Source organism: Methylobacterium ajmalii (assembly GCF_036448855.1).
In the GTDB taxonomy this organism is placed as follows: domain Bacteria; phylum Pseudomonadota; class Alphaproteobacteria; order Rhizobiales; family Beijerinckiaceae; genus Methylobacterium; species Methylobacterium ajmalii.
In genome coordinates, this window is the sequence record NZ_JAZFXT010000024.1 from 145,589 (window position 1) to 168,998 (window position 23,410).

General features: G+C 70.8%; 24 protein-coding genes and 2 tRNA genes. 11 read left to right on the plus strand and 15 right to left on the minus strand.

The features are described from left to right. Window positions 1–9 precede the first annotated feature (9 nt). The 8 genes from V3T34_RS11040 to V3T34_RS11075 form a co-directional block, all read right to left on the minus strand. Complete coding sequence (locus tag V3T34_RS11040) at window positions 10–1,410, minus strand: NAD(P)(+) transhydrogenase (Re/Si-specific) subunit beta (RefSeq protein ID WP_091888319.1); 1,401 nt, start codon at window positions 1,408–1,410, stop codon at window positions 10–12. 4 nt (window positions 1,411–1,414) lie between these two features. Continuing rightward, window positions 1,415–1,864, minus strand: a complete 450-nt coding sequence (locus tag V3T34_RS11045; protein WP_060848633.1) for a proton-translocating transhydrogenase family protein — start codon at window positions 1,862–1,864, stop codon at window positions 1,415–1,417. A gap of 17 nt (window positions 1,865–1,881) precedes the next feature. After that, window positions 1,882–3,024, minus strand: coding sequence for a Re/Si-specific NAD(P)(+) transhydrogenase subunit alpha (locus V3T34_RS11050; protein ID WP_060848634.1), 1,143 nt, complete (start codon window positions 3,022–3,024; stop codon window positions 1,882–1,884). 201 nt (window positions 3,025–3,225) lie between these two features. Further along, window positions 3,226–3,519 (minus strand): aa3-type cytochrome c oxidase subunit IV, encoded by a 294-nt coding sequence (locus V3T34_RS11055; RefSeq protein ID WP_060848635.1) that lies wholly within the window; start codon window positions 3,517–3,519, stop codon window positions 3,226–3,228. 243 nt (window positions 3,520–3,762) lie between these two features. Next, window positions 3,763–5,130 carry an ABC1 kinase family protein gene (locus tag V3T34_RS11060; RefSeq protein ID WP_060848636.1) on the minus strand — a complete coding sequence of 456 codons (1,368 nt, stop codon included), beginning with the start codon at window positions 5,128–5,130 and terminating at the stop codon, window positions 3,763–3,765. Window positions 5,131–5,262: 132 nt separating this feature from the next. Further along, window positions 5,263–5,574 (minus strand): metal-sensitive transcriptional regulator, encoded by a 312-nt coding sequence (locus tag V3T34_RS11065; protein ID WP_060848637.1) that lies wholly within the window; start codon window positions 5,572–5,574, stop codon window positions 5,263–5,265. A 454-nt stretch (window positions 5,575–6,028) separates the two neighbouring features. Continuing rightward, window positions 6,029–6,104: transfer RNA gene (locus V3T34_RS11070), tRNA-Ala, on the minus strand. Window positions 6,105–6,213: 109 nt separating this feature from the next. After that, a tRNA-Ala gene (locus V3T34_RS11075) sits at window positions 6,214–6,289 on the minus strand. A gap of 109 nt (window positions 6,290–6,398) precedes the next feature. Here V3T34_RS11075 and V3T34_RS11080 point away from each other — a divergent pair. The 4 genes from V3T34_RS11080 to V3T34_RS11095 all read left to right on the plus strand — a co-directional run bounded on the left by V3T34_RS11080 (window position 6,399) and on the right by V3T34_RS11095 (window position 9,707). Beyond that, window positions 6,399–6,686, plus strand: coding sequence for a YggT family protein (locus V3T34_RS11080; protein WP_060848638.1), 288 nt, complete (start codon window positions 6,399–6,401; stop codon window positions 6,684–6,686). Window positions 6,687–6,693: 7 nt separating this feature from the next. Continuing rightward, window positions 6,694–7,011 (plus strand): DUF167 family protein, encoded by a 318-nt coding sequence (locus V3T34_RS11085; RefSeq protein WP_060848639.1) that lies wholly within the window; start codon window positions 6,694–6,696, stop codon window positions 7,009–7,011. A 197-nt stretch (window positions 7,012–7,208) separates the two neighbouring features. Then, window positions 7,209–8,255: a MaoC family dehydratase gene (locus V3T34_RS11090; protein WP_305076689.1), complete on the plus strand. Its 1,047-nt coding sequence runs from the start codon at window positions 7,209–7,211 to the stop codon at window positions 8,253–8,255. A 165-nt stretch (window positions 8,256–8,420) separates the two neighbouring features. Then, a complete protein-coding gene (locus V3T34_RS11095; RefSeq protein ID WP_305076688.1) occupies window positions 8,421–9,707 on the plus strand; it encodes a methyl-accepting chemotaxis protein in 1,287 nt (428 codons plus the stop codon). Between the two features lie 77 nt (window positions 9,708–9,784). Here V3T34_RS11095 and mntR read toward each other — a convergent pair whose 3' ends face one another. Continuing rightward, entirely contained in the window at window positions 9,785–10,243 is a 459-nt protein-coding gene (gene mntR, locus V3T34_RS11100) for a manganese-binding transcriptional regulator MntR (protein WP_060848641.1), read from the minus strand. 151 nt (window positions 10,244–10,394) lie between these two features. Beyond that, window positions 10,395–11,348, minus strand: a complete 954-nt coding sequence (locus V3T34_RS11105) for a LysR family transcriptional regulator (RefSeq protein WP_060848642.1) — start codon at window positions 11,346–11,348, stop codon at window positions 10,395–10,397. Between the two features lie 283 nt (window positions 11,349–11,631). Here V3T34_RS11105 and sdhC point away from each other — a divergent pair, with 283 nt between their 5' ends. The 5 genes from sdhC to V3T34_RS11130 all read left to right on the plus strand — a co-directional run bounded on the left by sdhC (window position 11,632) and on the right by V3T34_RS11130 (window position 16,059). Further along, entirely contained in the window at window positions 11,632–12,051 is a 420-nt protein-coding gene (sdhC, locus tag V3T34_RS11110) for a succinate dehydrogenase, cytochrome b556 subunit (RefSeq protein WP_060848643.1), read from the plus strand. Between the two features lie 17 nt (window positions 12,052–12,068). Continuing rightward, the gene (gene sdhD, locus V3T34_RS11115) at window positions 12,069–12,470 is read left to right on the plus strand and encodes a succinate dehydrogenase, hydrophobic membrane anchor protein (protein ID WP_305076687.1); all 402 of its coding nucleotides are present in this window, start codon (window positions 12,069–12,071) and stop codon (window positions 12,468–12,470) included. Window positions 12,471–12,508: 38 nt separating this feature from the next. Further along, entirely contained in the window at window positions 12,509–14,335 is a 1,827-nt protein-coding gene (gene sdhA / locus V3T34_RS11120; protein WP_091888325.1) for a succinate dehydrogenase flavoprotein subunit, read from the plus strand. A gap of 151 nt (window positions 14,336–14,486) precedes the next feature. After that, window positions 14,487–15,269 (plus strand): succinate dehydrogenase iron-sulfur subunit, encoded by a 783-nt coding sequence (locus V3T34_RS11125; RefSeq protein ID WP_305076686.1) that lies wholly within the window; start codon window positions 14,487–14,489, stop codon window positions 15,267–15,269. A gap of 172 nt (window positions 15,270–15,441) precedes the next feature. After that, a complete protein-coding gene (locus V3T34_RS11130) occupies window positions 15,442–16,059 on the plus strand; it encodes an AprI/Inh family metalloprotease inhibitor (protein ID WP_288580105.1) in 618 nt (205 codons plus the stop codon). A 585-nt stretch (window positions 16,060–16,644) separates the two neighbouring features. Here V3T34_RS11130 and V3T34_RS11135 read toward each other — a convergent pair. The 5 genes from V3T34_RS11135 to rpsF form a co-directional block, all read right to left on the minus strand. Next, a complete protein-coding gene (locus V3T34_RS11135) occupies window positions 16,645–18,132 on the minus strand; it encodes a replicative DNA helicase (RefSeq protein WP_060848649.1) in 1,488 nt (495 codons plus the stop codon). Between the two features lie 278 nt (window positions 18,133–18,410). Next, entirely contained in the window at window positions 18,411–18,980 is a 570-nt protein-coding gene (gene rplI / locus V3T34_RS11140; RefSeq protein WP_060848650.1) for a 50S ribosomal protein L9, read from the minus strand. A gap of 113 nt (window positions 18,981–19,093) precedes the next feature. Beyond that, on the minus strand, window positions 19,094–20,044 hold the full coding sequence (locus V3T34_RS11145; protein WP_305076685.1) for a DUF2232 domain-containing protein: 951 nt from the start codon (window positions 20,042–20,044) through the stop codon (window positions 19,094–19,096). A 106-nt stretch (window positions 20,045–20,150) separates the two neighbouring features. Continuing rightward, window positions 20,151–20,402, minus strand: coding sequence for a 30S ribosomal protein S18 (gene rpsR, locus V3T34_RS11150; protein ID WP_012332436.1), 252 nt, complete (start codon window positions 20,400–20,402; stop codon window positions 20,151–20,153). Window positions 20,403–20,405: 3 nt separating this feature from the next. After that, the gene (gene rpsF / locus V3T34_RS11155; protein ID WP_091888331.1) at window positions 20,406–20,894 is read right to left on the minus strand and encodes a 30S ribosomal protein S6; all 489 of its coding nucleotides are present in this window, start codon (window positions 20,892–20,894) and stop codon (window positions 20,406–20,408) included. A gap of 353 nt (window positions 20,895–21,247) precedes the next feature. Between rpsF and V3T34_RS11160 the strand changes: the two genes are divergently transcribed. Beyond that, window positions 21,248–22,306 (plus strand): DUF2336 domain-containing protein, encoded by a 1,059-nt coding sequence (locus V3T34_RS11160; protein WP_305076684.1) that lies wholly within the window; start codon window positions 21,248–21,250, stop codon window positions 22,304–22,306. A 104-nt stretch (window positions 22,307–22,410) separates the two neighbouring features. Then, window positions 22,411–23,410 (plus strand): HAMP domain-containing protein (locus V3T34_RS11165; protein ID WP_331369164.1); only part of this gene is annotated, 1,000 nt, incomplete at its 3' end.

The window sequence follows — 23,410 nt, forward strand, 5'->3', positions numbered from 1 at the left end:
GCGCGGGGGTCAGAAGTTCTTGACGATTTCGTCGACCACCTTCTTGGCGTCGCCGAACAGCATCATGGTGTTGTCGCGGAAGAACACCTCGTTCTCGACGCCGGCATAGCCCGAGCCCATGCCGCGCTTGATGAACAGCACGGTCTTGGCCCGCTCGACGTCGAGGATCGGCATGCCGTAGATCGGCGATTGCGGGTCGGTCTTCGCGGCCGGGTTGGTGACGTCGTTGGCGCCGATCACGAAGGCCACGTCGGCCTGCGGGAACTCGCCGTTGATGTCCTCCAGCTCGTGCACCTCGTCGTAGGGCACGTTGGCCTCGGCGAGCAGCACGTTCATGTGGCCCGGCATGCGGCCCGCCACCGGGTGGATGGCGTACTTCACGTCGACGCCGGCCTTCTTGAGCTGGTCGGCCATCTCGCGGAGCGAGTGCTGGGCCTGCGCCACCGCCATGCCGTAGCCCGGCACGATGATGACCTTCTCGGCGTTCTTCATGATGAAGGCCGCGTCGTCCGCCGAGCCCTGCTTGACCGGCCGGGTCTCGACCTGGCCGCCACCCGAGGACGCCGCGGCGTCGCCGCCGAAGCCGCCTAGGATGACCGAGATGAACGAGCGGTTCATCGCGTGGCACATGATGTAGGACAGGATCGCGCCCGACGAGCCGACGAGCGCGCCGGTGATGATCAGCGCGAGGTTGCCCAGCGTGAAGCCGATGCCGGCCGCCGCCCAACCCGAATAGGAGTTGAGCATCGAGACCACGACCGGCATGTCCGCGCCGCCGATCGGGATGATCAGCAGGCCGCCGAGCACGAAGGACAGGATCACGATCAGCCAGAACAGCACCTTGCTGCCGCCGCCGATGAAGCCGACCAGCAGCGCGACCAGCACGACGGCCAGCACGATGTTGATGAGATGGCGCTGCGGCAGCATGATCGGCTTGCCCGACATGCGCCCGTCGAGCTTGAGGAACGCGATCACCGAGCCGGTGAACGTGATGGCGCCGATGGCCACGCCCAGGCCCATCTCGAACAGCGACTGCTTGTGGATCGCGCCGTTCTCGATGATGCCGAAGGCCTGCGGCGCGTAGAGCGCGCCGGCCGCCACCGCGACGGCGGCGAGGCCGACGAGGGAGTGGAAGGCCGCGACGAGCTGGGGCATCGCCGTCATCGGCACGCGCTTGGCGATCACCGCGCCGGCGCCGCCGCCGATGCCGAGACCCAGCAGCACCAGGAACCACGCCCCGACGCCGGACGGCGCGTGGCCGATCAGCGTCGTCAGGATGGCGATGCCCATGCCGATCATGCCGTACAGGTTGCCCTGCCGGGAGGTGGTCGGATGGGACAGGCCCCGCAGCGCCAGGATGAACAGGACGCCGGAGACGAGATAGAGGAGCGAGGAGACGTTCTCCGACATCGCCTCAGGCCTTCTTCTTGTACATGCTGAGCATGCGCTGGGTGACGAGGAAGCCGCCGAAGATGTTCACGCTGGCGAAGACTAGGCCGATGAACCCGAAGAAGCGGGCCCAGCCGGTGCCCTTCTCGATCAGCGGGACGCCGACGGCGAGCAGCGCACCGACCACGATCACCGAGGAGATCGCGTTGGTGACGGACATCAGCGGGGTGTGCAGCGCCGGGGTCACCGACCAGACGACGTAGTAGCCGACGAAGATCGCCAGCACGAAGATCGCGAGACGAAAGACGGTCGGATCGATGGCGCCGTGGGTCGCGGCGGCGAGGCCGTGACCGAGACCGTCGGCGATCGCCTGGGCCTGGGCGGCGGCACCGGTTGCCGCATCGGCGGAGATGCGGGCGGCGGCGGCGGCGGCGCGCGCCTGCTCTGCCGCCTGATCGGGAGTGAGAGTGGCCATGAGGTTCTCCGGCGGGCTCAGGCGGCCTTGGGCTGGAAGTTCGGGTGGACGACGGCGCCGTCGCGGGTCAGGCAGGTCGCCTTGACGAGCTCGTCGTCCCACTTCACCGCCAGCGCCTTCGAGGTCTTGTCGACCAGGGTCTCGACGAAGGCGTAGAGGTTGCGGGCGTAGAGGCTCGACGAGGTGGCGGCGAGACGGCCCGGCACGTTGGCGTAGCCGACGATCTTCACGCCCTTCTCAGTCTCCACGACCTCGTCGGCCTTGACGCCCTCGACGTTGCCGCCGCGCTCGACCGCGAGGTCGACGAGGACCGAGCCCGGACGCATCGCCGCCACCATGTCGGCGGTGACGAGCTTCGGCGCCGGCCGGCCGGGGATCAGCGCGGTGGTGACCACGATGTCCTGCTTGGCGATGTGGCTCGCGACCAGCTCGGCCTGCTTCTTCTTGTACTCGGCCGACATCTCCTTGGCATAGCCGCCGGCGGTCTCGGCCTGCTTGAACTCGTCGTCCTCGACGGCGACGAACTTGGCGCCCAGCGACTCGACCTGCTCCTTGGCGGCGGGCCGCACGTCGGTGGCGGTCACCACCGCGCCCATGCGGCGGGCGGTGGCGATGGCCTGAAGCCCGGCGACGCCGGCGCCCATCACGAAGATGCGGGCCGCCGGCACGGTGCCGGCCGCGGTCATCATCATCGGCAGCGCCCGGCCGTAGACGGCGGCGCCATCGACCACGGCGCGGTAGCCCGCGAGGTTGGCCTGGCTCGAGAGCACGTCCATCACCTGGGCGCGGGTGATGCGGGGCATCAGCTCCATGGCGATCGCCGAGACGCCGGCATCGGCCATCGCCTTGACCTCGGCCTCGTGGCCGTAGGGGTCCATGATGGCGATCACGATCGCGCCGCGCTTGAGCGCGGGCAGCTCCTCGGCGGCGGGACGGCGCACCCTGAGCACGATGTCCGCCCCGTCGGCCGCGGCCTTGGCGTCGGGCGCGATCGAGGCGCCGGCGGCCTCGTACTCGGCATCCGGCACGCCGGCCTTCAGGCCCGCGCCGGACTGCACCGTCACCTCGGCCCCGAGAGCCTTGTACTTCTTCACCGTTTCCGGGACTGCCGCGACCCGCGGCTCCGCCGGATCGGTCTCGGATAGGACCGCGATCCGCATTCAGACTTCCTTTGGTCGTTTACACGGCGCGGTGCGCCGATCCCCCCTTGCGGGCGGTGTGTACAAGGCCACGCCTGCCCCACAACTGTAAAGCCGTCCCCCCGGCAGAAGGGACGGCTCTGGTTACAAATCTTTAACCATTAAGTCACGCGCAATCTTTCGGCGCGTGAGAGGGGAGGGGCGGGCGGGCCGCCCGCCGCCTCAGTAGAAGGCGAGCATGAGGGCGAGCAGCACCGCCACGACGGCGGGCGCGCGCCAGCCGATCGCCGGGGAGAGAGCGCCGACGGCCCCGCCGATGCCGCCCAGAACGACGCCGACGATCGCGGTGATCCAGGCCTCGCGCACGCCGCCGACGGCAAGCGACAGGACCCAGCAGATCACGACGGTGGTGGCGATCTCGACGAAGCGCACGAAGCCCCGATAGGTGGCCTCGTGGGTCGGACCGTCCATCTCCGGGCTGTAGGCGGAGTCGGTGGCGTGATTGATGTCGGCCATGATGCGGTAGACCCCGTCTTGTGCTCGTTGGCCGGGCTTTAGCGCATGCTCAAGGTCCCGGCAATCAGCCGATATGCGGTCCGCGCGCGACGGAACGGCCCACTCGTTCCCGGGCAAGCCGTTGCGATATCTCGATTTTCACGGCTGGGCGAACGATCCGGCCCGGTGTCGGGTCACCCCCGGCCACCGGCCGGAGGTGCGGATCCGCACCTTTTTCCAAATCGAAGTCCCGCGCCCCCGGCCTCAGGCCGGTTGCGGCAGGCCGGCCTTCTCGAGTGCCGCGTGCTGGCGGGCGGCGAGATCGTCGAGGGAGAAGCGGTCGATCTGCGCCTCGAAGAGGCGGTGGTAGTTCAATTCCGAGCGCAGGTGCAGGAAGACCGCGCCGAGACCCACCGCGGCCCGGTCCATGAACACGAATTCCCGCGGCACCGTGACGGGCCCGCGCTCCTTGAGGGCACGGTGGACCTCGAAGGCCTGGCGGCGGCCGTACTCGCTCGGCTTGACGCCGTCCGCCACCGTGCGGACCCGGTCCTCGAGCAGCGGCCCGTAGATGAAGCGGGCCCAGATGTTGAGGGTGTCGACGAGATCGCGGGTGAGGTTGCGGAACCCCCAGCTCTCGTAGGCGTGGACGACGCGCGCCTGGTCGTCGTGCAGGAGCCCCTTGTAGAGGTCGACCACGCCGCCGACGAAGCGGGGGTGGAAGATGCGGATGCAGCCGTAATCGAGCAGGTTGATGCCCTGCGGCTCGCCGCCCTCGGAGAAGACCGTGTAGTTGCCCAGGTGCGGGTCGCCGTGGATCACCGCGGCACGGCTGAAGGGGTGCCACCAGGCCTGGAACATCGCGTGGGCGAGGCGGTTGCGCACCTCCAGCGGCCCGCCGGTGAAGTTCAGGATCTTCTCGCCCTCGAGCCAGCCCTGCGTGAGCAGGCGCCTGGTCGAGAGGTCGGGGAAGACGACCGGGACCCGCACCGTCTCGACGCCCTGGAGCACGTCGGCGTAGAGGGCGGCGTTCCGGGCCTCGCGGGTGTAGTCGAGCTCCTCCCGGACCCGGTCGCCGATCTCCTTGGCGATCTCGCGGGTGTCGATCACCGCGCTGATGCGCCGGTGCAGGGCGAAGGCGAGCTCGAGCTGCTTGAGGTCCGCCTCGACGGCGGATTGCATGTCCGGGTACTGCAGCTTGCAGGCGAGCGCCACGCCGTCCAGCGTCTCGGCCCGGTGGACCTGGCCGAGGGAGGCGGCCGCCGCCGGGCGCAGGTCGAACGCGCCGAAGCGCTCCTTCCATTGCGGGCCCAGCTCGGCGGCCATGCGGCGCTTGACGAAGGCCGCGCCCATCGGCGGCGCCTCGGATTGCAGCTTCTGCAGCTCGGCGGCGTATTCGGGCGGCAGCAGGTCCGGCACGGTGGCGAGCAGCTGCGCCACCTTCATGATCGGCCCCTTGAGGCCGCCGAGCGCCTGGGCGAGGGCGGCGGCGCTGGACACGTCCTCGCCCTTGCGGCCGAGGAGCCGCGCGCCGGCCATCCGGGCGGCGACGCCGCCCACGTTGGCGCCGACCTTCGCGTAGCGGGCGGCGCGGGCGGAGAAGCGATTGGCTTCGCTGTCGGAGGCGGACATGCGGGACGGGGCTCGTGCGAGGATGCGCGCGGACGGGGCCGGGCGCCGGACTTGGAGCCTAGATAAGCCCGCGCTCCCGCACCGCCAGGGCGACCGGACAGCGCGGGGCGCCGCCCGTCCGCCTGCAGGGGCTCACGACTGGCGCAGGGCCGCGCGCAGGACCCGCACCATCTCCTCGATGGCCCCTTCGCGATCGTCGGATTTCGCCGCGTAGTCGACCGAGGCGTCGAGGTGCGAGCTGATGAGCTGCAACACCGCCTCGCGCACCGCGGCCGTGATGGCGTTCATCTGCTGCACCTCGTCGAGGCAGTAGCGGTCCTCCTGGACCATCGCCTGGAGGCCGCGCACCTGTCCCTCTATGCGCTTGAGGCGCTGCAGGATCGGCTTCTTCTCCTCGTCGGTGCGGCGCACCTGGAGCCGGCCGTCGACGTATTGGTAATCCATGGCGTGCCTTCCCCGACCGGGGGTCCGCTCGTCCGGGAGGGCGCGGGCGGCCCGGGCGATGTCGGGTCTGGTGAGTGATCGCCGCCCTATCCCTGAGGAACGGCAACCGTTCTTACATGCCGATCGGGCAGGTCAAGCTCAATCTTGGCCGCTCGGCTGGGCGCCCCCGGTTCCTTTGGGCTAACTCTCGTCGTGGGTGATCGGGGGGGCGGTCCCCTGCTCGCGTTGCGCGCCCGGACCCGGCCGGGTGGGGCCCGGCACCGGCTCCCTCCCGAGGGCTCGAACGCCGTGAAGCCGAACCGGCCCCGGCCGTGGAGGGACGGGCTCTCGCGCAGCAATAGGACCACATCCGGCCGGCACGGCCTGAAAACGAAAAAACCGGGCTACGGCCTGCGCCGCTCCCGGTTCGTCCCACCCCGATCCAAGTCGAGGCCGGTATCCACCAAAGAAGGTTTGGTGGAGCTGAGGGGATTCGAACCCCTGACCTCCGCAGTGCGATTGCGGCGCTCTCCCATCTGAGCTACAGCCCCGCCGTGAGCGGGCATATGTCATATCGCCGGAGCGATGTCACTACCCGGTGGCCTTCGCCACCTGACCTCTTCACCGGACCAACCCAGCGTTAACCACGCGAGGCAGGCCTGGTGGAGCTGAGGGGATTCGAACCCCTGACCTCCGCAGTGCGATTGCGGCGCTCTCCCATCTGAGCTACAGCCCCGTCCGAGGCGGGTGCCTTGTAGGCCGGCCCTTCTCAGCCTGTCAATTCCCTTGGTGGCACGGCCGCGTCGCGACTGCGCGCGGGCGCCCCGGGCTCGCACGGACCACGCATGCGCTCGATCCTCTGGCTCATCGACAACATCATCACGCTCTACGTGTACCTCCTGATCGCCAGCGCCGTGCTGAGCTGGCTGGTGACCTTCAACGTGGTCAACGTGCGCAACCCGATCGTCTCGCAGATCGGGGAGTTCCTGTTCCGGGTGACCGAGCCGGCCCTGCGGCCGATCCGGCGCATCCTGCCCAACCTCGGCGGCATCGACATCTCGCCGATCATCCTGGTGCTGGGCCTGTTCTTCCTGCGCAACCTGATGTTCGAGCTGCTCGCCGGCCTGGCGTAGGCCGGCGATGGACGCCCGGCCCTGGCGGGCGACCGCCGGGGGGATCGAGGTCCGGGTCCGGGCCACCCCGCGCGGCGGGCGCGATGCCCTCGACGGCATCGAGACCCGGGACGACGGATTGCCCGTGCTGAAGGTACGGGTGCGGGCGGCGCCGGAGGACGGCGCCGCCAATGCTGCGATCCGGGACGTGCTGCGGCGCGCGCTCGGCCTCCCGGCCTCGGCGGTGACGCTCGCGGCCGGCGCCACGGCCCGGATCAAGCTTTTCCGCATCACCGGCGACGGACCGGCTCTCGCGCGACGCCTCGAGACCCTGACCGATCCCTGATCCGGGACACCGCACGTCCCTCCGACCCCGGGCTCCCTTCGGACCCTTGGGCTGCGGTGGGGCTTGACCGTGGGGCGGGGCTGACCCTCAAATCCCCGTCGACGTCACCGGCCGGCCCCGTCCCGGCCGCACGGAACGAATCCCGGAGCCTGCCCGGCGCCCGCGCGCCCGGCGGGCTCTTGCACGAGAGGGCGACGATGAAGACCAATCCGGGCCGTTTCTTCGAGGATTTCCGCCTCGGGGAGACCATCCGCCACGCCACGCCGCGCACCGTGACCACGGGCGACGTGGCGCTCTACACCGCGCTCTACGGCCCGCGCTTCGCGGTGCAGTCCTCGGACGCCTTCGCGTCGGCCTTCGGCTACGCCCGGGCTCCCCTCGACGACCTGCTGGTCTTCCACGTCGTGTTCGGCAAGACCGTGCCGGACATCTCGCTCAACGCGGTCGCCAATCTCGGCTACGCCGAGGGGCGCTTCCTGCGGCCGGTCTATCCGGGCGAGACCCTGAACACGGTCTCGGAGGTGATCGGCCTCAAGGAGAGCTCGAACCGCCAGACCGGCGTGGTCTATGTCCGGTCCACCGGCACCGACGCCGCCGGGCAAGCGGTGCTGAGCTATTGCCGCTGGGTGCTGGTGCGCAAGCGCGACCCGGAGGCGGTCATCGCTGTCGAGGCCGTGCCGACGCTGGCCAAGGCGGTGGCGCCCGAGGAACTGGCCGCCGCCCTGCCGCCCCTGGACGCGGCCGCCTACGATCTCGGCCTCGCCGGCAGCCCGCACCGCCTCGGCGACTACGCGGTGGGCGAGCGCATCGACCACGTCGACGGCATGACCGTCGAGGAGGCCGAGCACCAGATCGCCACCCGGCTGTTCCAGAACACCGCCAAGGTCCACTTCGACGGCTTTGCGGCCAAGGACACCCGCTTCGGCAAGCGGCTGATCTATGGCGGCCACGTCATCTCGCTCGCCCGGGCACTCAGCTTCAACGGGCTCGGCAACGCCTTCTCGATCGCCGGCATCAATGCCGGCCGCCACGTCGCGCCGCTGTTTGCCGGCGACACGGTCTATGCCTGGAGCGAGGTCCTGGCGGTGGCGGAGCTTCCCGGGCGCGACGATGTCGGGGCGCTGCGCCTGCGCACCGTCGCGACCAAGAACCAGCCCTGCGCCGCCTACCCGGACAAGGCGGGGGAGGGCTACGACCCGGCGGTGATCCTCGACCTCGATTACTGGGCGCTGATGCCGCGCTGAGGCAGTTTCCGCGGGCGCCGGCGAGGACGGCGCCCGTTCCCGCCGTCGGGCCGGCCGTTCTCGGCAGGAGCGGTCGGGATGAGCCGGCAACAACATCGTGCCGTGACGTAACGCGTCGTTCATCGGTCGTCGATAAGATCTGTCCAGGAACGATCGGACGACCCCATGCTGACGCGCTTTTCCCGCAAAGACGGATTTCTCGAACTTCTGGCGACGCGCGCCGGTGTGGGGCTCTGGGAGGTCATCCCGTTCAAGGGCGACCTGACCCATCCGAAGACCAAAGTGACCTGGACGCCGGAATTCCGGCGTGTCGTCGGCTACAAGACGATCGAGGACTACCCGGACACCCTGGAATCCTGGTCGAGCCGGATCTACTCCGAGGATGTCGAGCGGATCATGAGCGCCTTCGCGGCGGCGATCAAGGACGTCAAGAACCAGGGTGCCTACGACGTCCGCTACCGGATCGTGATGCCGGACGGGACGCCGCGCTGGTTCCGCGCCACGGGCGGCGCCGCCTACGACGCCAACGGCGTTCCGGTCCGGATCTGCGGTTCGCTCGTCGACATCGACGAGGAGACGACCATCAAGCTGCGCGACGAGGAACGGGCCAGGCGCCTGGAGGAGCTGGTCGCCGGCTTCACCCGGGATTCCTCGGCCCTGCTCGCCGCCCTGTCGAACGCCGCCGCCGAGATGAACGGCGCGGCCTCCTCGATGGCCGGCACGGCGAGCCAGACCAGCGCCCGCTCGACGGAGGTCGCGGGGTCGGCCCAGCAGACGTCGAGCAACATCGGCACCGTCGCGGCGGCCTCCGAGGAACTCGGCAGCTCGGTCAACGAGATCGGCCGCCAGGTCCAGGGCTCGGCGAGCCTCGCCGAGGCGGCCGTGGTCGAGGCGGATTCGACCGCGCGCCTGGTGCAGGAATTGAGCGGCGCGGTGAGCAAGATCGGCGACGTGGTGAGCCTGATCTCGTCGACCGCCGGGCAGACCAACCTCTTGGCGCTCAACGCCACCATCGAGGCGGCGCGGGCCGGCGAGGCGGGACGCGGCTTCGCGGTCGTCGCCGCCGAGGTGAAGGAACTCGCCAACCAGACCGCCAAGGCGACCGACGAGATCTCGGCGCAGATCTCCCGGATCCAGGATTCGACCGCCCAGGCGGTCTCTGCGATCGGCGGGTTCGGCGCGCGGATCCGCGAGATCAGCAGCGTCACGACCACCATCGCCGCCGCGGTCGAGGAGCAGAACGCCGCGACCCAGGAGATCGTCCGCAACGTCGCCCAGGCGGCCGCCGGCGCCGGCGACGTGATGGCCGGCACCGCCGGCGTCTCGGCCTCGGCCGCCGAGACCGGCGAGACCGCGACGCGGGTGATGAGCGCCTCGTCGCAGGTCTCCGAGCGCTCGCGCGAGCTGAACGCCCAGACGGAGGCCTTCCTGCGCAGCATGCGGGCGGCCTGACCGGGCCCCGCCGCGGCCCGCCCTCATCCCGCTGTCGTCCCCGAGGACCGGTGCGCCCGCGCGCCGGTCCCCCGGCGTCAGGCGTCGGTCCGGGCGGCGGTGAAGCGGCGGAACGCCTCCAGGGTCTCGCGGCTGACGTGGTGCTCGATGCCCTCGGCGTCGCAGCGCGCCACGTCGGGGCTGACGCCGAGCGCCAGCAGGAACGACTCGACGATGCGGTGGCGCTCCCGCGCCTCCGCGGCCAGCGTCCGGCCGGCCTCGGTGAGGAAGACCCCGCGATAGGGCCGCTGCTGCACCAGCCCGTCCTCGGCCAGGCGCTTGAGCATCTTGGCCACCGTCGGCTGGGCGACGCCGAGGCGGGCCGCGATGTCGACCTGGCGCGCCTCGCCGCCATCGCCGATCAGGTCGGCGATCAGCTCGACGTAATCCTCGACCAGCTCGAGCCGGCGCGCCTCGCGCACCTGCCGGAAGCCGGCGGAATGCGCCTCGGCATCGACCAGGGCGGCGGGCTCGGGCGGGCGGTCGGTATCCTGCATGGGGTGGGGTCGTCCGCCTCGTTCGCTGGCTCGGGGTGACGCAGTCTTACCCGAGGACGGGCCGGGTGTGCAGGGCCCCGGACCCGGCGATCCCCCGCGGCGGGCGGGCGCCCTAGGCAGACTTGCGTTGGCAGGCCAACGCTTCGCCCGCTCAGGTTCTTGTTGTGTCGCAGATTTTCGGCGCCGAACCGGCGACCGCTTCGGCGAAATCCGCTGAGGCCCCCGGCAGCCGCAGGTCGGCGACGAAATCCTGTGCGAACGGGGGGAGGGCGGCGAGGTCCCGCACGCAGATCGTGAGGTCGCGCACCGCCCAGGGGTCGTCGAGGGCGACCGGGGCGATCGCCATGGTGCGGGCGGCCCGGCGCGCGGTCGTCTCCGGCACGATGCCGAGGCCGACGCCGCACTCGACCAAGCGGCAGACCGCGTCGAAGCCGCGCAGCTGCACCCGCAGGCGCAGGGGCTGGCCGCTGCGTCCGGCCTTGGCGGCGAGGAAGCGGGTGAGCGCGCTCGCCCGGTCGAGCCCGACGAGGTCGTGGCCCAGCACCTCCGCGAAGGGCACGGACGGCCGCGCCGCCAGCGGGTGGCCCGCCGCCACCACCAGGACGAAGCGGTCGCGGCGGAACGGGTAGGTCTCGAGGCTGCCGGTCTCGACCGTGCCGGCGACGAGGCCGAGATCCGCCGCACCTTCCGCCACGAGGCCGACGATCTCGTCGGAGAGCCGCTCCTCGATGTCGACGCTCACCCCCGGATGCCGGGCGAGATAGGCCGAGAGCACCTCCGGCAGGAACTCGGTCAGGGCGTTGGTGTTCGACAGGACGCGGATCTGCCCTGCCGCCCCGCCCGCGAAGGCGGCAAGGTCGCCCTGCAGGCGCTCGACGTTGCCGAGGATCTGGCGGGCGTGGGCCAGCAGCGTGCGCCCGGCGGGGGTCGGCGTGACGCCGAGCCGGGCCCGGACCAGCAGGGCGGCGCCGAGCGAGGCCTCCATGGTGCGGATGCGGTGGCTCGCCGCGGCAAGCGCCAGGTTCGCCCGGTTCGCCCCGTGGGTGATCGATCCCGCCTCGACGACGTGGCGAAACAGGCTGAGATCGACGAGATCGAAGTGCATGGCGCCCCCGCGAGGCGTCCGGCGGCCCTGTCTTCGGCCGAACGTTTCGCCGACCACGAAGGTAGACCGGGGCGGACCACGATGACCAGGGGCGGGTTCGGCCTTCGCGGTTCGCGAAGGCTGGGTCAACGAGAATCGCATTGCGAACTGGACGCATTCCAGAGAGACAGGTCGCGGCCTGTGTCACGCGTGTGGACTGGCGGCCACGTTGCGCTCGCGCGGCGGAGCCGATAGGTGACCCAGTTTAGAGCCGGTACAGACCAGGAATCGTTCGAGGATCACGATGGCGGACACCGCAAGGCCCACCAACCCCGCCGGCAGGCCGGTCGTGCGACCGCTCTCGCCCCATCTCCAGATCTACCGCTGGACCTGGACCATGGCGATGTCGGTGGCCCACCGCATCACCGGCGTCGCGCTCTACGGCGGCACGGCGTTGCTCGCGCTCTGGCTGGTCGCGCTCGCCGCGGGCCCCGGCGCCTACGGCCCGGTGGCGTGGTTCTTCGGCTCGATCCTCGGGCGGCTGATCCTGTTCGTCTATACCTGGATCCTGCTGCACCACATGCTCGGCGGCATCCGCCACCTGGTCTGGGATTTCGGCCACGGCATGGAGCCCGGCACCCGCATCGCGATGGCGCGCCTCACCCTGGTGGGCTCGACCGCGCTGACGCTGGTGATCTGGTTCGTCGCCCTGCTGGCCCGCTGAAGAGGGAGACCGACACGATGGCCGAACCCCGTCCCTCGATCCGCACCGCCCGCGCCCGCATCAGCGGCCTGGGACCGGCGCATCACGGCACCCGCGAGTGGTGGATGCACCGCGTCACCGCGGTCGCCAACGTGCCTCTCGTCCTCGCCTTCGTGGTGATCGTCGCCATGATGGCCGGCCGGCCCTACCCGGAGGCGGCCGCCCTGGTGTCGCACCCGCTGGTGGCGATCCTGCTCATCCTTGGCGTCCTCTCGGTCACCAACCACATGCGGATGGGCCTGCAGATCGTCATCGAGGATTACGTCCACGACAAGAGCCTGCGCATCGCCGCGGTCATCGCCAACAACTTCTACTGCGTCGTCGTCGCGGTCGCCTGCCTCTACGCCATCGTGCGCGTGAGCCTGCGGGCCTTCGTGTAACGGCAGACCGCGTCACGCCAGATACGGGAACCTCGCCCATGGCCTCCACCGCTTCCGCCGCGCCGGCCCAGAACGGCAAGGCGTACACCATCATCGACCACAGCTTCGACGTCGTGATCGTCGGCGCGGGCGGCGCGGGCCTGCGCGCCACCGTCGGCTGCTCGCAGGCGGGCCTGCGCACGGCCTGCATCACCAAGGTGTTCCCGACCCGCTCGCACACCGTGGCGGCGCAGGGCGGCATCTCGGCCTCGCTCGGCAACATGGGGCCGGACGACTGGCGCTGGCACATGTACGACACCGTGAAGGGGTCGGACTGGCTCGGCGACCAGGACGCGATCGAGTATCTGGTGCGCAACGCGCCGGCCGCGGTCTACGAGCTCGAGCACTGGGGCGTGCCGTTCTCGCGCACCGCCGAGGGCAAGATCTACCAGCGCCCGTTCGGCGGCATGACCACCGATTACGGCAAGGGCACCGCCCAGCGCACCTGCGCGGCGGCCGACCGCACTGGCCACGCCATGCTGCACACCCTCTACGGCCAGGCCGTGAAGGCGCAGACCAACTTCTTCATCGAGTACTTCGCCCTCGACCTGATCATGGACGAGGAGGGCCGCTGCCGCGGCGTCATCGCCATCGACCAGGCGACCGGCGAGATCCACCGCTTCCGCGCCGCCACGACGGTGCTGGCCACCGGCGGCTACGGCCGGGCCTACTTCTCGGCGACCTCGGCCCATACCTGCACCGGCGACGGCAACGCCATGGTGCTGCGCGCGGGCCTGGCGCTCGAGGACATGGAGTTCGTCCAGTTCCACCCGACCGGCATCTACGGCGCCGGCTGCCTCATCACCGAGGGCTCGCGCGGCGAGGGCGGCTACCTGACGAATTCCGAGGGTGAGCGCTTCATGGAGCGCTACGCCCCCTCGGCCAAGGACCTCGCCTCGCGCGACGTGGTCTCCCGCTCCATGACCATGGAGATCCGCGCCGGCCGCGGCGTCGGCAAGGGCAAGGACCACATCTTCCTCCACCTCGACCACCTCGACCCGAAGATCCTGCACGAGCGCCTGCCCGGCATCTCGGAGAGCGCGAAGATCTTCGCCGGCGTCGACGTGACCAAGGAGCCGATCCCGGTCATCCCGACCGTCCACTACAACATGGGCGGCATCCCGACGAACTTCCACGGCGAGGTGCTGACCCTGAAGAACGGCAACCCGGACCACGTGGTGCCGGGCCTGATGGCGATTGGCGAAGCGGCCTGCGTGTCGGTCCATGGCGCCAACCGCCTGGGCTCGAACTCGCTTATCGACCTCGTGGTGTTCGGCCGCGCCGCCGGCCTGCGCTGCGCCGAGACGGTGGAGAAGGGCGGCCGCCTGCCGGAACTGCCGAAGGACTCCGCCGACAAGGCGCTCTCGCGCCTCGACCGCTTCCGCTACGCCAACGGCGGCACGCCGACCGCGGAGCTGCGCCTCGAGATGCAGAAGACGATGCAGAACAACTGCGCCGTGTTCCGCACCGGCGAGGTGCTGGAGGAGGGCAGAGGCCTGATCAACAAGGTCTGGGCCGGCACCGACGACGTGAAGATCACCGACCGCTCGCTGGTCTGGAACACCGACCTCCTGGAGACCCTGGAATACGACAACCTGATCGGCCAGGCCGTCGTCACCATGGAATCGGCCGCCAACCGGACCGAGTCGCGCGGCGCGCATGCCCGCGAGGACTTCCCGGACCGCGACGACAAGCAGTGGATGAAGCACACGCTCGCCTGGCTCGACCCCGACGCCCGCAAGGTCGCGATCGATTACCGGCCGGTCCACACCTACACGATGTCGAACGACATCGCGTATATCGAGCCGAAGGCCCGCGTGTACTGATGATGACGACCGGCCGTCCCCGCGCAGCGGGCCGGCCGGTCGCGCCGCACTCGGCGGTCCCTCCGCCCGCATCTTCCGCAATCCGGCCGTCGCGGGCGGGCCCATCCGCCTTCGCTCCCTCGGGTTGACCGCACCGATCAGGCATAGACAGATGGCCCAGTTCAACCTTCCCAAAGGCTCTCAGTACACCGAGGGCAAGACCTGGCCGAAGCCGGCCGGCGCCAGGAACGTCCAGGAGTTCCGGATCTACCGCTGGAACCAGGACGACGGCGCCAATCCGCGGATCGACACCTACTACGTCGATCGCGACGATTGCGGCCCGATGGTCCTCGACGCGCTGCTCTGGATCAAGAACAAGATCGACCCGACCCTGACCTTCCGGCGCTCGTGCCGCGAGGGCATCTGCGGCTCCTGCGCCATGAACATCATGGGGCAGAACACGCTGGCCTGCACGCTCGGCATCGACGACTGCAAGTCGAGCCAGGTCAAGATCTACCCCCTGCCGCACATGCCGGTGCTGAAGGACCTGGTCCCCGACCTGACCTCGTTCTTCGCCCAGCACGCCGCGATCGAGCCGTGGCTGCAGACCGAGACGCCCTCGCCCGAGAAGGAGTGGCAGCAGACCCCCGAGGACCGCGCGCGGCTCGACGGGCTCTACGAGTGCATCCTGTGCGCCTGCTGCACCACCTCGTGCCCGAGCTACTGGTGGAACGGCGACCGCTTCCTCGGCCCGGCGGCCCTGCTCCAGGCCTATCGCTGGCTGATCGACAGCCGCGACGAGCATACCGGCGAGCGCCTCGACAGCCTGCACGACCCGTTCCGGCTCTACCGCTGCCACACCATCATGAACTGCGCCAACACCTGCCCGAAGGGCCTGAACCCGGCGAAGGCGATCGCCGAGATCAAGAAGATGATGGTGGCCCGCGAGGTCTGATCCTCACCGAAAACCCCTCCGGTGCGGCCGACTGGGTCCTGTCGGCCACACCCCCTCGAAAAGGCGCCTTCGGGCGCCTTTGTCGTTGGGGAAAGACCTGTGCCCGCCTTTGCGGGATCGTATTTGCCGGGGACCAACGACCTCGACACCAGGCCCCCTGCAGGACCCTTCGATGCCGCGTCAGATCCTCTGCACCGTCGCCGCCCTGGCGCTCGCCGCCAGCGCCGGCGCCTGCTCCTCGTCGCGCTTCGACACCGCGGCCTTGAGCGCTCCGGTCCGGCCGGCCCCGCGGGTCGCCCGGCCGCTGCCGCCCGAGGAGCCGGATCTCGGCCCCGGCCTGTCCTCCGGCCCGGTCACCTCGGCGCCGCTCGCCCCGCCGCCGGGTGCGGCCGGGGCCCCGGTCGTGGCCAACCCGTCCGGCCCGATCATGGCGGAACCCGCCCCGCCGCCGCCGGTGCAGCAGCAGGCCGCCATCGCGCCGCCGCCGGCCCCGCCGGTGGTGTCCACGGGCGGCCGCTCGGCGGTGGTCGGCGGCTGGACCGCCAAGGACGCCACCGGCGCGAGCTGCAAGGTGAACCTCGCCAGCACCCCGGCGCTCGACCTCTACAAGGCCTCGTCCGCGGGCTGCGCCAACAAGGACCTCGCCAAGGTCACCGCCTGGGATTACCGCGACGGCGAGGTCTACCTCTACCAGCCCGGCGGCACGGTCGCGGCGCGGCTGCGCCCGGCGGGCGGGGCGATGGACGGCGCCCTGTCGAAGTCCGGCGCGCCGCTGGCGATGGTGCGGTAGGCCGCACGGCCGGTGACCCGAGCCACGGGACGACGGCAGCGATCGTAGCCGTGTCGGCACGGTTGCGAGCCGTCATCTCGTCGCGGGTCGGCTCACAGTCTGGGGCGCGGTGTCGCCGAGGCTCGACCACCACGCCCCGGCTGCCCTCGCATCGGTCGACGCCTGACCGCCACGAAGGCGTGTGCGCTCGTCGAGCGGCCGGCGCGGTCCCAAGACGGTGATCGACTCCCTGCGCGAGACCGGCGTGGGGTGCGTCGATCACGGGTGCGGTCACGCGGTCGCGGGGCTGGCACGATTTCCGTCCGGTCACTTCGCGATACGTAAACCGGCTTCGCTCATGGGCCGCGCGGGCTAGAGAGCTTCCCGATCGCGCTGCAATCGCGAAGCTCTCTATGTCCTGTATTTTGCCGCATTTTCAGCGAGCCGGCATCTACTTCGTCGGAAAATGATCTAGCCATTCGGCTTCCGGAAGAAAATCCTCCGGAAGCCGAATGGCCCGACCATCCACGAAGGCATTCGCCCGGCAGGCTGACCGCCTCGGGTTCGCGTGCGGGGTCGAGCCGGCCCGAGGCGATGGCCGACCCGTCAGTGGTTGTCGGGCAGCCGGTCGGTCTGGGCGAGGTTCGAGAACCGGGTGATCTCGGCGTCGAACTGCAGTTCGACGGTTCCGGTGGGGCCGTGGCGCTGCTTGCCCAGGATCACCTCGGCTTTGCCGTAGACGCGGTTCATCTCGGCCTCCCAGGTGAAGAACTCCTCGGTGCCCTCGCGCGGCTTCTTGTTCTTGACGTAGTATTCCTCGCGGAACACGAACATCACCACGTCGGCGTCCTGCTCGATCGAGCCCGATTCGCGCAGGTCCGAGAGCTGGGGCCGCTTGTCGTCGCGGGCCTCGACCTGGCGCGAGAGCTGCGACAGGGCGACGATCGGCACCGCCAGCTCCTTGGCGAGCGCCTTCATGCCGGTGGTGATCTCGGTCATTTCCTGCACCCGGTTCTCGCCCTTCTTCGACGAGCCGGAGAGCAGCTGGAGGTAGTCGACGACGAGCAGATCGAGGCCGCGCTGGCGCTTCAGCCGGCGGGCCCGGGCCGCCAGCTGGGCGATCGAGATGCCGCCGGTCTGGTCGATGTAGAACGGGATCGTCTGCATGTCCCGGGCGGCGTCGGTGATCTTGTAAAACTCCTCGGGCCGGATGTCGCCGCGGCGGATCTTGTAGGAGGCGACGCCCGATTGCTCGGCGATGATACGGGTGGCGAGCTGCTCGGCCGACATCTCGAGCGAGAAGAAGCCGACGATGCCGCCGTTCTTCGTCGCGATCGAGCCGTCGGGCTGCTTCTCGCCGACATAGGCCTTGGCGATGTTGAACGCGATGTTGGTGGCGAGCGAGGTCTTGCCCATGCCGGGACGGCCGGCCAGGATGATCAGGTCCGAGGCCTGCAGGCCGCCCATCTTGGCGTCGAGGTCCGACAGGCCGGTGGCGATGCCCGAGAGCCGCCCCTCGCGCTGGTAGGCCTTGGCCGCCATGTCGACCGCCGCCGTCAGGGCGTCGGAGAATTTCTGGAAGCCGCCGTCGTACTTGCCGGTCTCGGCGAGCTCGTAGAGCCGGCGCTCGGTCGCCTCGATCTGCTCGCGCGGCGAGGTCTCGACCGGGGCCTCGTAGGCGCCGTTGACCAGGTCCTCGCCGATGGTGATGAGCCGCCGGCGGAGCGCTAGGTCGTAGATCGTGCGGCCGTAATGCTCGGAGTTGATGACCGTCGAGGCCTCGGCGGCGAGCCGCGCGAGGTACTGGCCGACGGTGAGGCCGCCGAGGTCGGCGTCGCCGAGATAGGTCTTGAGGGTGATCGGGCTCGCGAGCTTGCCGGCCTTGATCAGCGTGATCGACACCTCGTAGATCCGCCGGTGCACCTCCTCCATGAAGTGCTCGGGGAGCAGGAAGTCCGAGACCCGGTAGAACGCGTCGTTGTTGACCAGGATCGCGCCGAGCAGCGCCTGCTCGGCGTCGATGTTGTGGGGGGCGACGCGGTATTCCTGCTGCACCGGCTCGAGGTTCGCCGTCAGGGTGCTGGGGATGGCCATCCGGCGGGGCTCCAGGCGAGAGGGGTGAGACGCGGAAGTACGGGTGTCGGATCATAGCCGCTGCCGCGACCAGCGCACTGGCATCCTTGACCGAACCTTGCTTAACCGAGCCTTGCCCGGAAGCCCGTTGCCGGCTCCCGAAACGAGGACGGGGCCCGCGACTCGCGCCGCGGACCCCGTCATGCTGGAACAAAATGGGAACAAGTCAAGCCCGAAGCTCGGGCTTGTCCCCGCTGTCCCGGTTCTCCCGCCGTGGGGCGGGAGAACTTTCGGGGATATCAGCGGTCGTCCGCGTCCGGGCCGGCCTCGGCCAGGGCGGCGCCGACCTCGAGGCCGAGGTCGTCGAGGTTGAACTCCTCGCGGGTCGTGGTCGACTCGCCGCGGGCCTGGCGCTCGGCCTCCTCGGGGCTGCGGGCGATGTTGACGGTCACCGAGACCTCGACCTCGGGGTGCAGCACCACCGGGACGGTGTGCAGGCCGAGCGTCTTGATCGGCTGGGCGATGCTGAACTGGTCGCGGCTGATGGTGAAGCCGTCCTGGGTCACCACCTCGGCGAGGTCGCGCGGAGAGACCGAGCCGTACAGCACGCCGGACTCGCCGGCCTGGCGGATCAGCACGAAGCTCTTGCCGTTGAGGGTCTCGCCGACCTTCTCGGCCTCGGCGCGGCGCTCGAGGTTGCGGGCCTCGAGCTGGGCGCGCTGGTCCTCGAAGCGCTTCTTGTTGCCTTCCGTGGCGCGCAGGGCCTTGCCGCGGGCGAGCAGGTAGTTGCGGGCGAAGCCCGGGCGCACCTTCACGGTCTCGCCCATCTGGCCGAGCTTGGCCACGCGCTCGAGCAGGATCACGTCCATCGTCGTCGTCCTTCGTCTGGGGAGGCCGCACGGGCCCCCGGGGTGGTGATGGCGGAGCTTTTCCGCCGTCGGGGATCCGGACCGCCTGGGCGGGCCGGGGATTCGCTTGTCGCTCAGGTCGCCGGCGGGGCCTGGGCGGGCCGGCGCCATCCCGTGAGGGCGTCGACGAGGCCGAACAGGGCGAGGGCGGCGATCGCCAGCCCCTGCGTGAGGAAGACCAGCACGTAGAGGCCGATCAGCAGCGGCGTGCGGCCAGGCTTGGCCCGGCTGCGGTCGTGGATCGCCGCGAGGCCCTGAAGCGCCAGGGCGGCCGCGAAGGCGCCGACGAGCGCGACCCCGAGGGCGCCGGCATAGCCCGGCGCCACCGTCAGGATCGCCCCGGCGGCGAGGCCCCAGAGCGCGCGGCGCGGCAGCGCGGTGGCGGCGAGGTCCGGCCAGGGCCGCGGCAGCCGGCCGGAGATCTGCACCACCCGGGCGCCGGCCCAGAGGTAGAAGGTCAGGAGCAGCGTGAACGTCGTCGCCATGATGGCGGGGGCGAGGCCGGCGACCCGCTCGGCGATGCGGGCGAGGTCGTCCTCGTCGAGGCCGGCGCCGCGGGAGGGGGTCTCCTGCAGCTGGAGCTGCAGCATCGCCCGGGCGAGGCGCTGGACCCGCTCCTGGTAGGCGGCGTGGTCGCCGGACGAGAGCATCACCACGACGACGAGGGCGACGGCCGCCGTGACGGCGACCCAGGCCAGCAGCCGCCCGGTCGGGTACCATTCCATCCGGCCGGGTGCCGTCTCGCGGCCCAGCAGCGCGAGGTAGCCGAGCCACCAGGCGGGCAGCGCGGTCGAGACCAGGAAGGCGAGGCCGCGCAGGGGGGAGGTGACGAGGGCGAGGGCGAGCGTGCCGGATGCGGCGGCGACGAGGCCGGTCCGGTGGCTCCAGCCCATCGCCACGATCAGGATCGGCAGCGGGGCGAGCAGGTAGAGCGCGAGCGCGAGCGGCGTGGCCTGGACGACGACCCCGATCAGGAGCGCCGAGGCGAGGCCGGCGACGACGCCGATGCCGGTATGACGAAGCATGGAACCCTGTCCGCTGTCCCGCCGCCCGGTCCGGGCGGGGTTAGAGGCGTCTTTCGTCGCCCCAGCGACCCGGCGGCACGCGGCCGCCGGGTTGTTGATCAGTCGATTAGCGGATCACGTAGGGCAGGAAGCCCAGGAAGCGGGCGCGCTTGATCGCCTGGGCGAGCTCGCGCTGCTTCTTGGCCGACACCGCGGTGATGCGCGAGGGCACGATCTTGCCGCGCTCGGACACGTAGCGCGAGAGCAGCTTCACGTCCTTGTAGTCGATCTTCGGGGCGTTGGGGCCCGAGAACGGGCAGGTCTTGCGCCGACGGAAGAACGGACGACGGCCACCGCCGCCACCAGCACCGAAAGCCATGGCTTACTGCTCCTCGTTCGTGTTGCGCTCGGCGCGCTCGGCGCGCTCCGGACGGTCGCCGCGATCGGCACGGTCGCCGCGCTCGGGGCGATCACCGCCGCCGAAGCCGCCGCCGAAGCCGTCGTCGTCACGGCGACGGCCGCGCTCGCGGTCCTTGCGCTCGTCGCGGTCGCGCTTCTGCATCATCGCGGACGGCTCGGACTCGAGCTCCTCGACGCGCACGGTCATGAAGCGCAGCACGTCCTCGGAGATGCGCATCTGGCGCTCCATCTCGGCGAGGGCCGCCGGGGGAGCGTCGATGTTCAGGAGGGTGAAGTGCGCCTTGCGGTTCTTGCGGATGCGGTAGGCGAGGGACTTCACGCCCCACATCTCGGTCTTCTCGACCTTGCCGCCGTTCTGCTCGATGACGGACTTGTAGGTCTCGATCATCGTTTCGACCTGCTGCGAGGTCACGTCCTGGCGAGCCAGGAACACATGCTCGTACAGAGCCATGATGGGCCTTTCTCAGGGAGACTAGGCCCGCTACCTGAAGACGCGGGAAAGCGGTTCTGGTATCGGGCCGGTTCGTCCTCGCGTCGCACGGCGCCAAGCCCTTCGAGCCTGCAAAGGCCCGAGCGGTTGTTCGAAGGCGGAGACACGGGACGACGGGGCGAACCCCTGTGGCGGGTGAGAGACCCGACACCGTCCGTTCAGCCCCCGGCCGGAGCGAACGCGAGGCGCGGCCTATAGCAGGTTCTGGAGAAAGGGCAAGGGCCGCACGCGCGGCCGCGCGGATCCGCTAAGCCGCGGGTAACCATCGGGCCGCTACGGTTGCCGCAGCGTTCGCGACAGGAAGTCCTTGCCCGATGGCGTCGGCCGCGCTCCTCCGATCCGAGACTACGCCGGCGCGGTCCGGCGCCGCAGCCCTGGCCGACCTCGTCGAGGCCGCCGAGCGGATCGCGCCCGGGAGCGACGCCGCCCGCATCCTCGCCGACATGACCGACCTGCTGGTGGCCCGGGCCGGCGACCTCTCGGCCTCGCAGGTCGGCGCCTTCGACGAGGTGATGACGGTGCTGGCGGAGGGCGCCGGCACGCAATCGCGCGGGCGCCTCGCCCGGCGGGTCGGCCCGCTGCCCCGCCCGCCGCGCCGGCTCACGCGGCATCTCGCCTGGGATCCCGAGGCCAGCGTCGCGGTGCCGGTGCTCGCGCGCTGCGCGTCGCTGCCCGAGGAGGTGCTGCTGCGGGTCGCCCGCAGCCGGGGGCCGGCGCATCTCGCGGCCATCGCCCGGCGCGAGACGGTGGCGGTCCGGGTCGCCGACATCCTGGCCGACCGCGGCGACGAGGCGGTGATGGGCACGCTCCTGCGCAATCCGGGCGCGCAACTCTCGCTTTCCGCGCTCTCGCTGCTGTCGGAGCGGATGCAGGACCGGGACGGCCTCGCCCGCGGGCTCGACGCCCGGCCGGGCCTGCGCCCCACCCAGCGCGCCGCCCTGCTGCGGCGCCGGGAGCCGGAGCGTCCGGGCCCGCAGCGGCGGGCGCTCGAGGCGTTCGCCCTGCGGATCCGCCTCGGGCTCGAGGAGGCCGACATCCGCCTCTGGCTCGCCGAGAGCCGGATCGCCGAGGCGCTCCTCGGGCTCGCCCACCTCGCCGGCTGCGCGCCCGAGCGGGCCGAGTCGTCCTATCGCGCGCAAAACCCGGCCGGCCTGGCGCTGCTCGTGCGCGCGGCGGGCCTGCGGCTCTCCACCCTCGGCGCCTTCCTGCGCGCGCGCTCCGGACCCGCCCTGACGTCCGAGCACGCCGGCGCCGCCGTCGAGGCCTACCGGGCCATGACCGTGGCCGAGGCGCGCGGGGCGGCGGCCGCGGACCCGAGACCGGACGGGGCGGTTGCGCGACGGCACGCACCGACCGGCGTGAACGAGCGCTAACTCGTTAAGTCCCGCTGGGCGCCGGGCGCGACGGGTCGTTTTCAATATTTGTTTACTCGCTTCTGAGGTATTTCGAGAGCTTACATTATTGTTGGACGACATCGATGAATCTCCTCGGCAACGCGCGGATCCTGGTCAAGGCGGTGCTGCCGCTGGTCATCGTGGCGGTGGTGGCCGGCGGGCTCGCCCTCTATGCGCGGAGCAGCTTGGCGCAGATGGCCGTCCAGGCGCGTCAGCTGGTCGACGTGCAGATGACGCGCCTGCAGAACATCATGAACGTGCAGATCTCGGTGAACGAGGCCAGCATCCTGAGCCGGAACATCGCCATGGAGTTCCGCCAGGAGGAAATGGCCGGTTACAAGCAGCGCTACGATGCCGCCAAGGCTTCTGCCCTTGCCAGCGCCGACACGCTGATCGCCCTGTCCGATTCGCCGGAGCGCAGGGCCGCGAACACGACGCTGCGGGAGACCATGGCCGAGTTCTTCACGATCTCCGAGCGGGCGAACGTGCTGGGGCTCAAGAACGACAACGAGGCGGCCGGCAAGATCCTGCTGGTCGACGCCGCCCCGGTGCGGCGGAAGGTTCGCGACCTCGTGCAGAAGCGCATCGACCTCCTGACGGCGGAACTCAAGCGGGCGAGCGACAACGCCGACCGGTCCGCCGCCGAGGCCGGGACCGTCCTCGTCGGCGCCGCGGCCGGCGGGCTCTTCGCCGCCCTGGCGCTCGCGGTGGCGATCGTGGTCTTCGGCATCACGCGGCCCCTCGGGCGCCTCGTCGGCGTGCTCCGGCGCATGGCGCAGGGGGACGCCGATGCCGCGATCACCGAGGCGGCGCGCGGCGACGAGATCGGTGCCGTGGGCCGCGCGGTCGAGGGCATCCGCGACATGGTCGCCCGCAAGGCCGCCGAGCAGGCGGAGATCGAGCGCCTGGCCGAGGCGGCGGCCGCCGCCGAGCGCAAGCGCACGATGACGGAGCTCGCCGACGGGTTCGAGCGGGCGGTCGGCGGGATCGTCGGCCTGGTGTCGTCCTCGGCCACCGAGCTGCAGGCCACCGCCGGCACGATGACCGCCACCGCGACCCAGACCGCCTCGCAATCGACCGCGG

Coding starts and splice junctions, on each gene's coding strand:
- V3T34_RS11050 (WP_060848634.1), bottom strand. CDS start 3,024: ATGCGGATCGCGGTCCTATCCGAGACCGATCCGGCGGAGCCGCGGGTC.
- rplI (WP_060848650.1), bottom strand. CDS start 18,980: ATGGACGTGATCCTGCTCGAGCGCGTGGCCAAGCTCGGCCAGATGGGC.
- V3T34_RS11125 (WP_305076686.1), top strand. CDS start 14,487: ATGGCCCAGTTCAACCTTCCCAAAGGCTCTCAGTACACCGAGGGCAAG.
- V3T34_RS11085 (WP_060848639.1), top strand. CDS start 6,694: ATGGACGCCCGGCCCTGGCGGGCGACCGCCGGGGGGATCGAGGTCCGG.
- sdhC (WP_060848643.1), top strand. CDS start 11,632: ATGGCGGACACCGCAAGGCCCACCAACCCCGCCGGCAGGCCGGTCGTG.
- V3T34_RS11080 (WP_060848638.1), top strand. CDS start 6,399: ATGCGCTCGATCCTCTGGCTCATCGACAACATCATCACGCTCTACGTG.
- V3T34_RS11065 (WP_060848637.1), bottom strand. CDS start 5,574: ATGGATTACCAATACGTCGACGGCCGGCTCCAGGTGCGCCGCACCGAC.
- V3T34_RS11130 (WP_288580105.1), top strand. CDS start 15,442: ATGCCGCGTCAGATCCTCTGCACCGTCGCCGCCCTGGCGCTCGCCGCC.
- V3T34_RS11160 (WP_305076684.1), top strand. CDS start 21,248: ATGGCGTCGGCCGCGCTCCTCCGATCCGAGACTACGCCGGCGCGGTCC.
- V3T34_RS11055 (WP_060848635.1), bottom strand. CDS start 3,519: ATGGCCGACATCAATCACGCCACCGACTCCGCCTACAGCCCGGAGATG.
- V3T34_RS11040 (WP_091888319.1), bottom strand. CDS start 1,410: ATGTCGGAGAACGTCTCCTCGCTCCTCTATCTCGTCTCCGGCGTCCTG.
- V3T34_RS11090 (WP_305076689.1), top strand. CDS start 7,209: ATGAAGACCAATCCGGGCCGTTTCTTCGAGGATTTCCGCCTCGGGGAG.
- V3T34_RS11105 (WP_060848642.1), bottom strand. CDS start 11,348: ATGCACTTCGATCTCGTCGATCTCAGCCTGTTTCGCCACGTCGTCGAG.
- mntR (WP_060848641.1), bottom strand. CDS start 10,243: ATGCAGGATACCGACCGCCCGCCCGAGCCCGCCGCCCTGGTCGATGCC.
- rpsR (WP_012332436.1), bottom strand. CDS start 20,402: ATGGCTTTCGGTGCTGGTGGCGGCGGTGGCCGTCGTCCGTTCTTCCGT.
- V3T34_RS11060 (WP_060848636.1), bottom strand. CDS start 5,130: ATGTCCGCCTCCGACAGCGAAGCCAATCGCTTCTCCGCCCGCGCCGCC.
- sdhA (WP_091888325.1), top strand. CDS start 12,509: ATGGCCTCCACCGCTTCCGCCGCGCCGGCCCAGAACGGCAAGGCGTAC.
- V3T34_RS11095 (WP_305076688.1), top strand. CDS start 8,421: ATGCTGACGCGCTTTTCCCGCAAAGACGGATTTCTCGAACTTCTGGCG.
- V3T34_RS11045 (WP_060848633.1), bottom strand. CDS start 1,864: ATGGCCACTCTCACTCCCGATCAGGCGGCAGAGCAGGCGCGCGCCGCC.
- rpsF (WP_091888331.1), bottom strand. CDS start 20,894: ATGGCTCTGTACGAGCATGTGTTCCTGGCTCGCCAGGACGTGACCTCG.
- sdhD (WP_305076687.1), top strand. CDS start 12,069: ATGGCCGAACCCCGTCCCTCGATCCGCACCGCCCGCGCCCGCATCAGC.
- V3T34_RS11135 (WP_060848649.1), bottom strand. CDS start 18,132: ATGGCCATCCCCAGCACCCTGACGGCGAACCTCGAGCCGGTGCAGCAG.
- V3T34_RS11145 (WP_305076685.1), bottom strand. CDS start 20,044: ATGCTTCGTCATACCGGCATCGGCGTCGTCGCCGGCCTCGCCTCGGCG.